This is a genomic window from Neisseria sp. HMSC069H12 (genome assembly GCF_001812735.1).
Lineage (GTDB): Bacteria > Pseudomonadota > Gammaproteobacteria > Burkholderiales > Neisseriaceae > Neisseria > Neisseria subflava.
Map to the genome: position 1 here is coordinate 22,597 of NZ_KV810238.1, position 8,780 is coordinate 31,376.

At 52.6% G+C, this 8,780-nt stretch carries 7 protein-coding genes; all 7 read left to right on the forward strand.

Annotated elements, in window-relative coordinates:
* Positions 1–52 precede the first annotated feature (52 nt).
* The 7 genes from gcvP to HMPREF2872_RS00640 all read left to right on the forward strand — a co-directional run bounded on the left by gcvP (position 53) and on the right by HMPREF2872_RS00640 (position 8,699).
* Positions 53–2,905 carry an aminomethyl-transferring glycine dehydrogenase gene (gene gcvP / locus HMPREF2872_RS00610; RefSeq protein WP_070630438.1) on the forward strand — a complete coding sequence of 951 codons (2,853 nt, stop codon included), beginning with the start codon at positions 53–55 and terminating at the stop codon, positions 2,903–2,905.
* A 224-nt stretch (positions 2,906–3,129) separates the two neighbouring features.
* Positions 3,130–3,939 (forward strand): bifunctional hydroxymethylpyrimidine kinase/phosphomethylpyrimidine kinase, encoded by an 810-nt coding sequence (gene thiD / locus HMPREF2872_RS00615; RefSeq protein WP_070630440.1) that lies wholly within the window; start codon positions 3,130–3,132, stop codon positions 3,937–3,939.
* Between the two features lie 111 nt (positions 3,940–4,050).
* A complete protein-coding gene (locus tag HMPREF2872_RS00620; protein ID WP_003679886.1) occupies positions 4,051–4,470 on the forward strand; it encodes an OsmC family protein in 420 nt (139 codons plus the stop codon).
* A 261-nt stretch (positions 4,471–4,731) separates the two neighbouring features.
* Complete coding sequence (locus HMPREF2872_RS00625; protein ID WP_070589703.1) at positions 4,732–5,445, forward strand: GntR family transcriptional regulator; 714 nt, start codon at positions 4,732–4,734, stop codon at positions 5,443–5,445.
* 72 nt (positions 5,446–5,517) lie between these two features.
* Positions 5,518–6,297, forward strand: coding sequence for a DeoR/GlpR family DNA-binding transcription regulator (locus HMPREF2872_RS00630; protein ID WP_063068458.1), 780 nt, complete (start codon positions 5,518–5,520; stop codon positions 6,295–6,297).
* Between the two features lie 105 nt (positions 6,298–6,402).
* Positions 6,403–8,094 carry a glutamine--tRNA ligase/YqeY domain fusion protein gene (locus HMPREF2872_RS00635; RefSeq protein ID WP_070630441.1) on the forward strand — a complete coding sequence of 564 codons (1,692 nt, stop codon included), beginning with the start codon at positions 6,403–6,405 and terminating at the stop codon, positions 8,092–8,094.
* Positions 8,095–8,192: 98 nt separating this feature from the next.
* Entirely contained in the window at positions 8,193–8,699 is a 507-nt protein-coding gene (locus HMPREF2872_RS00640) for a hypothetical protein (protein ID WP_070630444.1), read from the forward strand.
* Positions 8,700–8,780: the final 81 nt, after the last annotated feature.

Below are 8,780 nucleotides of genomic sequence, written 5' to 3' on the forward strand. Positions count from 1 at the left end.
AACATCTGCAAGAAAAAACAGTGTTGATATCGATAACACCGAAGGAGTAGAAATGAAACTATCTGAATTGTTCAACCCGAACGAATTTGCCGCGCGCCATTTGAGCTTTGGCGACGAGGCTGCGCTTTTGGAAGCGCTCGGCGAGAAGAGTATGGATGACTTTGTCGGCAACACCGTGCCGCAAAGCATCCGTATGCCGTCCGAACTCGACCTGCCCGAAGCGTTGACCGAGGCGGACGCGTTGGCGAAATTGAAAGGCATCGCGTCTAAAAACGTGATCAACAAGTCCTATATCGGTTTGGGCTATTACCCGACCCGCGTGCCGAACGTGATTTTGCGCAACGTGTTGGAAAATCCGGGCTGGTACACCGCCTATACGCCGTATCAGGCGGAAATCGCGCAGGGGCGCTTGGAAGCGTTGTTGAACTTCCAACAAGTGTGTATCGATTTGACCGGTTTCCCTGTGGCAGGCGCGTCTTTGTTGGACGAGGCAACTGCCGCGGCTGAAGCGATGGCGATGGCGCACCGAGTGGGCAAAGTGAAAACTGAGCGTTTCTTTGTGGATGCGCGCGTTTATCCGCAGACTTTGGACGTGATGAAAACCCGTGCCAAATATTTCGGCTTTGAACTGGTGGTCGGCGATTTTGCCCAAGCGGATGAGGGCGAATACTTCGGCGCGCTGTTCCAATACGTCGGCAAAGATGGCGACGTGCAAGACTTGCAGGATGTTATCGGCCGTCTGAAAGCCAAAGGCACAATCGTGGCCGTTGCAGCCGACATCATGAGCTTGGTTTTGCTGAAGTCTCCGGCTGAAGTGGGCGCAGATATTGCTTTGGGCAACACCCAACGCTTCGGTGTGCCGATGGGCTTTGGTGGTCCGCACGCTGCTTATTTTGCGTTTAAAGACGAGTTCAAACGCTCCGCCCCGGGCCGCATCATCGGCGTATCCAAAGACGCATCGGGTAAACCTGCCTTGCGTATGGCTTTGTCCACCCGTGAGCAACACATCCGCCGCGAAAAAGCGACATCCAATATTTGTACCGCACAAGCATTGCTGGCAAACTTGGCCGGTATGTATGCCGTTTACCACGGCCCTGAAGGCGTGAAACGCATTGCCAACCGCATTCATGCGCTGGCTTCTGCCTTTGCCGATGCGCTGGTTTCAGACGGCCTGAATGTGGTTCACAAAGTCTTCTTTGATACCGTTACCGTTGATTTCGGCAGCAAAGAGAAAGCAGACCAAGTGTTTGCCGCTGCTTTGAAATCGGGTTACAACCTGCGCCGCGTCAACGATACTCAAGTTGCGGCTGCGTTCCATGAAACGTCGGCATACGAAGATTTGGTCGATTTGTACCGCGCATTTACCGGCAAAGATACATTCACATTTGCCGATGATGTCAAAGGTCGTCTGAATGCCGAATTGCTGCGTCAGGACGACATTCTGCAACATCCTGTGTTCAACAGTTACCACACCGAACACGAAATGTTGCGCTACCTGAAAAAACTCGAAGACCGCGACTTGGCGATGAACCGCAGCATGATTTCATTGGGCAGCTGCACCATGAAACTCAACGCGACTGCGGAAATGTTGCCGATTACTTGGGCTGAGTTCACCGACATCCATCCTTACGCTCCCGAAGCGCAAACCGCCGGCTATCGCGAATTGCTTGCCGATATGGAAAACAGCCTGAAAGCCATCACCGGCTTTGACGCGATTTCCTTCCAGCCCAACTCCGGCGCACAGGGCGAATACAGCGGTATGCTCTCCATCCGCCGTTACCAAGAAGCCAACGGCGAGGGACACCGCAACATCTGTCTGATTCCAAAATCAGCCCACGGTACCAACCCTGCGACTGCGGCCATGCTGGGCTTAAAAGTCGTCGTTGTCGATACCGACGAACACGGCAACGTCAACATTGACGATTTGAAAGCCAAAGCCAAGCAACACCGCGACGCCTTGTCCGCCATCATGATTACCTATCCGTCCACCCACGGCGTGTACGAAGAAGGCATCCGCGACATCTGCCGCATTATTCACGAAAACGGCGGACAGGTTTACATGGACGGCGCCAACCTCAACGCCCAAATCGGCATCATGCAGCCTGCCGAAGTCGGTGCGGACGTGTTGCACATGAACCTGCACAAAACCTTCTGTATCCCTCACGGCGGCGGCGGCCCGGGCATAGGTCCGATTGGCTTGAAAGCCCATTTGGCTCCGTTCGCACCAGGCCATGTGGTGACCGATATGCACAATGCCAGTGCCGATCAAACTGCCGTGGCTGCCGCAGCATATGGTTCTGCGTCCATCCTGCCGATTACCTGGATGTACCTGACCATGATGGGCAAACAAGGCATGGAGCAGGCAACGCGCTGGGCATTGCTCAACGCCAACTACGTCGCAAAACGTTTGAGCGAAGACTATCCGATTCTGTACACAGGCAAAAACGGCCGCGTTGCGCATGAATGTATCGTCGATTTGCGTCCGCTTAAAGCCGAAAGCGGCATTACCGAAACCGACATCGCCAAACGCCTGATGGACTACGGCTTCCACGCCCCGACCGTCTCCTTCCCCGTTGCCGGCACGCTGATGATCGAACCGACCGAGAGCGAGAGCAAAGCCGAACTCGACCGCTTCATCGCCGCCCTGAAACAAATCAAACAGGAAGTGCTGAAAGTCGAACGCGGCGAATGGCCGAAAGACGACAACCCGCTGGTCAACGCTCCGCACACCGCGTCCGACGTAACCGACGAATGGACGCATCCGTATTCCCGCGAAGAAGCCGTCTTCCCATTGCCGTTTGTCCGCGAACACAAATTCTGGCCGAGCGTCAAACGTGTAGATGAAGTGTATGGCGACCGCAATCTGATTTGCTCCTGCTTGCCGATTGACGCATACGAAGATTAAGCCTGAATAGGTTTAAAATTGAACAGGCCGTCTGAAAATGAAAATAGTTTTCAGACGGCCTTTTGTTTGTTAAGATATTTCGCCCGAGAACATACATTTGTTTTTGGTAAAACAACGGATAAGGCATTCGGAAAAATAGACGGCGAATGCCTTTGCTTACGGATAAAACCAAACGGCTTCCCATAACGATAAGCAAAAGGCCGTCTGAAAAACAGGAGAATACGATGGACGAACTTTTTATTCAAACGCTGACGATTGCCGGCTCAGATTCCGGAGGCGGCGCGGGCATACAGGCGGATTTGAAGACGTTTCAGATGCGCGGTGTGTTCGGTACCAGCGTACTGACAGCGGTTACTGCACAAAATACTTTGGGCGTATCGGCAGTGCATCCGATACCGACCGACATGATTGCCGCGCAAATTGCCGCGATTCAGGAGGATTTCCAAATCCGTGCCTATAAAATCGGCATGCTGGGTACGGCGGAAATCATCGAATGCGTGGCGGAACAAACCGCCGAATGCGACTTCGGCAAACGCGTGTTGGATCCGGTCATGATTGCCAAAGGCGGTGCGCCGTTGTTGGAAAACTCGGCCGTCGAAGCCATGAAACGCCTGCTGCTGCCGCATACGGACGTATTAACCCCCAATCTGCCCGAAGCGCAGGCATTGACGGGTATCAATATTGAAAACCGCCAAGATGCGGAACGCGCCGCCAAAATTCTTCAGGATTGGGGCGTGAAAAATGTGGTGATTAAAGGCGGCCATCTTGCCGACAGCCAAAGCGAATATTGCACCGACTGGCTGTTTACGCCATACGAAACCATTGAGCTGAACAGCAAACGTTTCCCGACGCCGCATACACATGGCACGGGCTGCACATTTTCTGCCTGCATTGCTGCCGAGTTGGCAAAAGGGTTTAGCGTTTCCGAGGCGGTTCAAACGGCAAAAAACTATATTGCCGCCGCCATTTCCCATCCTTTGGGCATCGGGGCAGGGCACGGGCCGGTCAACCACTGGGCGTATCGGGACGAATAATGCGTTCAGACCAATTGTAATTGATTGTATTTTTCAGACGGCCTGACTAGGTTTATCACTTGAAATTGTTTACAATATCAGATTAATGCTTTTACGGATAAAAAAGACACCATGCAAGTTACTTCAAAATGGATAGACGGAATGTGCTTTGTCGGTACAACGGCAAACGGACACAGCGTTGTGATGGAAGGCGCGGCGGCTGAAGGCGAAGTCAAACGCGGCCCCAGCCCGATGGAAATGCTGTTGTTGGGTGTAGCAGGCTGTTCCAGCATCGATGTAGTAATGATTGCCGAGAAACAACGCCAAAAAATCACCGACTGCCGTGCCGAAGTGACTGCCAAACGCGCCGACACCGCGCCGCGCGTGTTTACCGAAATCCATATCCATTTCAAAGTGTATGGTCGGGATTTGCAAGAAAGCGCGATTGAACGCGCCGTACAGATGTCTGCCGAAAAATATTGCTCCGCATCGATTATGCTGGGCAAAGCGGCAAAAATGAGCCACAGCTTCGAGATCGTCGAAACAGAATAGGACGGTTTCAGGGTGGGCGTGTCGGAGCGTGAACCGACTACCCACAAAAAAGCAGATATATTCACGCATTAACATGAATATATCTGCTTGCTTTTTATTCCTTTTTCTTCTCTCTCTATCAGCCTTTATAACTTGGCTTGTTGATCTCATTGTGCAAGTTTCGTTTAACATTGTCAACAATTTTTAATTATATTTTAAACAACCCCGAAAGATGCTGGTTTGTAAACGCTTGCGCCTTAATACGGATACTGGGGAAACATTATGGATTACGAAAATAATACCAACGTTGCGCCTGCAACTTCATCGCTTATTTTGGAAGAGCGTCACGATTCCGAACTCTTCCGCGTGTACGCATTGATTTTGGACGGCATTACCGACCATCTGCTGTTGCCGGGCAAAAAACTGACCGAGTCCGAGCTTTGCCGACAAATGGTTTGCTCCCGCAATACCGTGCGTGGCGCATTGTCGCTTTTGGCGCACGACAAAATTGTCGATTTGCAGCCCAATCGTGGCGCATTTGTCCATGTGCCGGATTTGAAAGAAATGAAAGACGTGTTCAACACGCGTATCGAAATGGAAAGCATGATTTTGAGCGTCCTCATCGATATGCCTGATTTGGAAACGCGTCTGCAACCGCTTTACGCCATGATTGAGCAAGAGGGCGCAGCCTCCGAAAGCGGCGACCGCGTGGGTTGGAACCGCCTGTCCAATGCCTTCCATGTCGAATTGGCGCGGCTGTTGGATAATAATGTCTTGTTTGAAATCATGAATACCTTGTGCGCGCGCTCTTCATTGATTGTGGCCGTTTCCGATCCGCTTCGCAAAGAAAAGCGCAACATCGATTCCAATTCGCACCATGAACACCGAGAAATCCTCGATTTGTTGCTGGCAGGCAAGCGCAACCGTGTGACCAAAGTCATGCGCCGCCACTTGGGTGCGTGTATGGAACGCTTGGAACAGAAACTCGAGATGTAATCGGTTTGACAATAACAAGGCCGTCTGAAATATTCAGACGGCCATTGGTTTATCCCTATAAAACGAAACACCATGAAACCCAAAATCCAAAGACACGAACATATCCTCACCCTTGTCCGCGAACATAACTTTATGACGGTGGAAGAATTGGCGGCAAATTTGGATGTGACGCCACAAACCATACGCCGCGATGTGCAAGAGTTAAGCGAGACCGGACAGCTCAAACGCTATCACGGCGGCGCATCTTTGGGCGACGTTTCAGTTGTAACGGCAGGGCAGGAGCGGCGCAACCATCAGCAGCAGGAAAAAAACGCCATTGCCCGACTGATTGCTTCCACCATTCCCGACAATGCCTCGCTGTTTATCAGCATCGGCACCACCATGGAAGCCGTTGCCGCCGAGTTGGTCAGACAGCGTAAAAACCTGCGGATTATCACCAACAATATTTACGCCGCCTCCATCACTGCGGCACGTACCGACTACACGGTCATCATCGCTTCCGGGGTGGTCCGCCCCTTGGACGGTGGTATTACCGGCGTGGCGACCGTTGATTTCATCAACCAATTCAAAGTCGACTATGCCATCATGAGTACCCACGGCATAGAAAACGACGGCTCGCTTTTGGATGACGATTACAAGGAAGTCAGCGTGATGCAGGCGATGGTGAACAATGCCCGCGTGCGCTATCTTGGCGTCGATCACAGCAAATTCAACAGCAATGCCTTGGTCAGACTGGGCGATATCGGTGCATTCGATAAGCTGTTTACCGACCGCCCACCATCCGCCGCCATGCAGAAAACCCTAAACGAGCGCGGCGTGGCGTGGCAGGTTGCCGACCCTGTATCAAAGTAGCCAAGTCGGGTACAATTGAGCCATCATTCCATTCCTTTCAGACGGCCTGATTGAATGCTCAGGCCGTCTGAAAACAGAAAATCATTTTCCCATCAAAGAAATATTATGTTGAATAAAGACCAATTCGCGGACAACCATTTCATCCGCACCATTATCGAAGAAGACCTCAAAAGCGGTAAACATACAGCCATCCAAACCCGTTTCCCGCCCGAACCCAACGGCTATCTGCACATCGGCCACGCCAAATCCATCTGCCTGAACTTCGGTTTGGCGTATATTTACGACGGCCTGTGCAACCTGCGTTTCGACGATACCAACCCCGAAAAAGAAAACGACGAATACGTCAACGCCATCAAAGAAGATGTCGAGTGGCTCGGTTTCCATTGGGCGGGCGAGCCGCGTTTCGCTTCCAATTATTTCGACCAGCTTTACGACTACGCCGTCGGCTTAATCAAAGACGGCAAAGCGTATGTGGATGATTTGACGCCCGAAGAAATGCGCGAATACCGCGGCACGCTGACCGAAGCGGGTAAAAACAGCCCTTACCGCGATCGCAGTATCGAGGAAAATCTCGATTTGTTCACACGTATGAAAAACGGCGAATTCCCCGACGGCAGCAAAACCCTGCGCCTGAAAATCGACATGGCATCAGGCAACATCAATATGCGGGACCCCGTCATCTACCGCATCCGCCGCGCCCATCACCACAACACCGGCGACAAATGGTGCATCTACCCGATGTACGACTACACGCACTGCATTTCCGATGCCATCGAAGGCATCACGCATTCCTTGTGTACGCTCGAATTTGAAGCCCACCGCCCGCTGTACGACTGGGTGTTGGACAACATCCCCGCGCCACACGCCACCCGTCCGCGCCAATACGAGTTTTCCCGTTTGGAGCTTTTGTATTCCATCACGTCCAAACGCAAGCTGAACCAACTGGTTTCAGACGGCTACGTTACAGGCTGGGACGACCCGCGTATGCCGACGATTTCCGGTATGCGCCGCCGCGGCTACACGCCCGAAGGCCTGCGCCTGTTTGCCAAACGCGCCGGTATTTCCAAATCTGAAAACATCGTCGACATGAGCGTGTTGGAAGGTGCAATTCGTGAAGAGTTGGAAAACTCTGCGCCACGCTTGATGGCGGTTTTGAACCCGCTCAAAGTGACTCTGACCAACTTTGAAGCCGGTAAAACCCAAAGCCGCCGTGCCGCATTCCATCCGAACCATGAAGAAATGGGCGATCGTGAAGTACCTATTTCCCAAACCATCTACATCGAAGCCGACGACTTTGCCGAAAATCCGCCTAAAGGCTTCAAACGCCTGATTCCGGGTGGCGAAGTGCGTTTGCGCCACGGCTATGTCATCAAGTGCGATGAAGTCGTAAAAGACGCGGCAGGCAATGTGGTTGAACTCAAATGCAGCATCGACCACGATACCTTGGGCAAAAATCCAGAAGGCCGCAAAGTCAAAGGCGTGATTCACTGGGTGTCTGCCGAACACGCCGCCGAAATCAAAGTCCGCCTGTACGACCGCCTCTTTACCGTCGAGCGTCCCGATGCCGTGCGCGGCGAAGACGGCAACTACCTGCCGTTTACAGATTTCCTCAATCCAGAATCCATCAAGGAAATCACTGCCTACGCTGAACCCGCAGCCAAAAACCTGCCCGCCGAAAGCCGTTGGCAGTTTGAGCGTCTGGGCTATTTCGTTACCGACCGCAAAGACCACCGCCCCGAGCATCCCGTGTTCAACCGCACGGTAACGCTGAAAGATACTTGGCAGGCCAAAGCTTAAACGCATTTCAGGCTGCCTTCGCCGTTCGCCAAAATGGCAGTCTGAAAAACAGCGAAGCGAAAACATCGCCCCACCCCAAAACCAAAAGGAAAGAAGATATGAAAACCAAACTTCCCACCCGCGCCGTCCTGATCGGCAGCCTCTGCCTGCTGGCCGCCTGCGCCTACACGCCCCCGTCCGCGCAAGTTAGCATGAAAACCGTGCGCAGCGCAAACTACGGCAGCTACCCCAGAAACTACCAACGGCAAATCCGCCAATACCTCAACGACACCCTGCTCGACCCCGACAGCGCGAAAATCCGCATCGGCACGCCGCACAAAGTGTTCCAAATATACAATCCTCTGGCAAATACATATCCGCCAAAAACACCCAGAGAGTTGAAAACCAACGAATATTACGTAGTGTGCGCAGAAGTGAACGCCAAAAACACCTTCGGCGGCTATACCGGCTGGCAGACCAAAATCTACCGGTTCGTAGGCGGCAGGATTGAAGCCGAGGGGCCCCTCGGTTCCTTTGTAACCAGCTTTGAGGTGTGCTCGAGCCAAGACGAGGTCTTTATCGACACCATCAATGTGGGTAACGTGAAAGTAAACATCGTGCCGTAAATCCGCTTTCAGGCTGCCTTTACGCGCCAAAACGGTTTCAGGCTGCCTGAAATGTAGGAAAACGTTGCGTTGTTTACACCA